Genomic DNA, 3,275 nt, shown 5'->3' on the forward strand with positions numbered 1-3,275 from the left:
CCGGAACTAATGTATTAATACACTCATCAGGATGGAAATATAATGAAACATCTACAAGTTCACATTCTACATCAACAGCAAACAGTAATGCAGCTGATCCAGGTATGAATTATTCTGCTGGAGGATATGTAAGAATTTCAAATGGAGCAGGATATTTTGACAAAGAATTACCTAAATCAAATACACCTAGATTATCTTTAGATGAACAAAAAGAGCAAGATGAGCTTTACAGTAAATATAAAATGATTCCAGCACAAGCTACAAATGGAAAAATTGGATATATATCAGAAGAAGCATTACTTGGAGATAGTCCCAAATCGCCAGAAGAAGCACTTAGAACACAAGCAATGCTTGGAGAAAACTCTTTTAGAATGATACCTGTATATGATAAAGATGGGAAAACTATTATTGGAGAATTCCGTATTGGATAAAGTAAAAAAGATATTTGCAAATGCAAATATCTTTTTTATTTATCTAAGTATATTTTAAAATTAGTATCATTATCAGACTCAGTATTAAAATTTTCAAAATTCAATACTATATACTCATCTGAAAAAGATCCAATACCATACATATTATCAATCACAATACTGTCATAAACTTTCCCAAACTTAGAATAATAATCTTTTCCATTTCTTTCATCCATTAAATAACTTTTACCAATTAAATTTAAATCATATTTAGTATCAAAAGTTATAACCGGTTCCATTGAATACATATTAGATTTATCATTATTGTTTAAATATTTTTTAGGAAAACTTACGTTAACTTTTATAGTTTGTTCTGTAATTACTACAGAATGTATATTAAATCCATCTTTAGATTTATTTATGTCTATAACTTTATTTTCCACATTAGCTCGTACATTAATTTCGAAATTAAATCCACTAGCTATTTTCTCAGAGTTAACACCAGATAGAGCTATACTATTTACAGATAAATCTATATTAATCGTTTCAGGTACTTTAAAGTTTCTAAAAATTAAATTATAGGACATCATACCTTGATATGTATAGTCGTCTACATATCCTTTATGAGTATCTGAATTGTAAGAAGCAATTCCATTTTTAACTTTTATATCAGTATCTAATAATATAATTTCATCTTGAATTAAAGGATAATCAAGTTCATCAAGTTTAATTTCAAAAGTTTTGCGAGGAAGTCTATCTTTAGACTTTATAGTATAAACAAAATTTATTGTACTTCCATCACATACAACATCATTAATTGTTAAACTTACATCGCCTACAGTTTTTGTTATATTTATATTTTGAGCATATTCTCCATAGCTAGGAGGTAGAATTTGAAAAAAATCACTTATATCCAATATATTCTTAGCTAAGGAAGGATTAATAATTGTTAAGCTTGTACTTAATGTCAAAATTACTATTGCCGCTATTTTAAGTTTTTTAAGCTTTTTTCTTTGCTTTATAGCCTTTCCTTTTTCTATAGTATCTTTGGTAACTTGTCTTAAATTACTTGGAATTTTTATATTATCTAATTTACTCATTTTCTCCCTCCTTTAGAATATCATACATTTTTTTCTTAGCTCTTTTTAAGTTTGTCTTAATTGTATTTTCATTAGAATTTGTTATATCTGAAATTTGACTAATTGTATAGTCATAAAAATAATGTAATATAATAGGAGTTTTATATTTTTCGTCTAATACATCTATTGCTGCATATAAATCTATATTTTTTTCTATATCTGAGTATGTATAGTCAATAATATAGTTTTCAAAATCTACATTACTGTATTTAGAATCATGTTTATTTTTAGAATAGATATTATTTATTAATATTTTTATTATCCAAGTTTTAAATAAATTATTTTTCCTTAAATTTGATATATTCATATATGCCTTTAAGATAGTTTCTTGATATATATCTAGTGCATCTTGTTCATTTTTAACATGTAAATAAGCCATTTTATATAGATAGCTTTCATAGATAATTAGTAATTTTTCAAAAGACTCATTACATCCATTTTTTGATTTTTTTATTAAAATTTCTTCAGAGTCTGCTTGAGAATTTGAAGTAAAAATGTTAAGTTTTTTAATAATACCCATTAAAGCCTCCTTAGGTTTTTATGTTATATATATTAGATAATATAAATATAAAAAAAGTTTCAAAATATTAATAAATTTCATAATAAAATCGAGTAGGATCTAAATAATTATTTTATTTAGCGTCCTTTCACACCACCGTGCGTACCGTTCGGTATACGGAGGTTCATTAAGTTCCATGTACTTTTAAATATCTATTTGATATACTTATATATCCTAATTCCCTCTAGGTATTTATTTGTAAGTGTTCTTAAAATGTTTCCATTCTCTTAATCCTTTACTGATGAAAAACCTAGTTAAAATATGAGTATTTCATAAGTTGAATTATTCAGCCAACCACAATTAAATAATAATCAAACTAGATCTTCAGGATCTGCATATTTAGAGTCTATGATAGGTGATGTTGCTTGGAGGGTTACATCTATCGGTAGCCATAGGCAAGATATTGAGATTACTCTTTATTCTCTATTATTTTTCATTATATTTTATAATTTTTAGATTCGTTTCATTATTAATAATATCATCATCAGTATGTAAAATATAACATCTTAATATATTAAATTTCAATATTAAACACATGAATAGCATTTTTGTATGCATGAATGGTATTTAATTTTAATAATTTTATTTCTATTGCTGGTATGAGAATAGCCTTTAACCTAAGATATATCAACGTATATCAATAGTTTTATGGCTTATTTAATTTTAGCTTTTTCAAGAAATGGGTAGCATCGGCGAAATACGGATTTTACACGTTAAGCAAAATTAAGCTAGCAATTGCAATGCTTTAAGTATGGTCATAACTAGTGATCATAAGTATTCATATAATACATTCCTATGAACGCTTTTATCTTCACATATTCAACAGATAAAATCATAACCTCACTCCTTGATTTATATATAAAAAAGATAGGTGTAAACTTCCCCTATCTTCTAATTTTGACTATTACATTTTTTTAAATTTCTTAATATCTTTTGGCATTTCTGGCTGATGTGATATAAAATTTGATGTAGTATTAGCTGATAAGAATAAAATACCTATTGCTAATGTTCCTACGTTTTTTAATGCTATACTTAAAATCTTTTTCATTTTTTATGATTCCTTTCCTTTGCTTATAATTGCTAGCTTTAACATTATAAAAGTACACCATATTGAAGACGCCATGTATATTGAATATTCATAAAATCTACTATTGTAAATTCCTATAG

3 protein-coding genes and 1 pseudogene are annotated in these 3,275 nt (G+C 25.5%); 1 reads left to right on the forward strand and 3 read right to left on the reverse strand.

The annotated features are described in order from the left end of the window. Positions 1–431 (forward strand): annotated as a pseudogene (locus tag ACRC03_RS09095) (hypothetical protein); the annotation flags it as partial. A gap of 35 nt (positions 432–466) precedes the next feature. On the opposite strand, the gene ACRC03_RS09100 reads toward ACRC03_RS09095, so the two are convergent. The 3 genes from ACRC03_RS09100 to ACRC03_RS09110 all read right to left on the reverse strand — a co-directional run bounded on the left by ACRC03_RS09100 (position 467) and on the right by ACRC03_RS09110 (position 3,156). Continuing rightward, positions 467–1,510: a DUF4179 domain-containing protein gene (locus ACRC03_RS09100; RefSeq protein ID WP_438652251.1), complete on the reverse strand. Its 1,044-nt coding sequence runs from the start codon at positions 1,508–1,510 to the stop codon at positions 467–469. After that, complete coding sequence (locus tag ACRC03_RS09105; protein ID WP_438652252.1) at positions 1,503–2,069, reverse strand: sigma-70 family RNA polymerase sigma factor; 567 nt, start codon at positions 2,067–2,069, stop codon at positions 1,503–1,505. Before ACRC03_RS09105 ends, ACRC03_RS09100 begins: the two co-directional genes overlap by 8 nt. 943 nt (positions 2,070–3,012) lie before the next feature. Continuing rightward, on the reverse strand, positions 3,013–3,156 hold the full coding sequence (locus ACRC03_RS09110) for a cyclic lactone autoinducer peptide (protein ID WP_438652253.1): 144 nt from the start codon (positions 3,154–3,156) through the stop codon (positions 3,013–3,015). Positions 3,157–3,275 lie beyond the last annotated feature (119 nt).

This window comes from Romboutsia sp. (assembly GCF_051659545.1).
In the GTDB taxonomy this organism is placed as follows: domain Bacteria; phylum Bacillota; class Clostridia; order Peptostreptococcales; family Peptostreptococcaceae; genus JBOFOR01.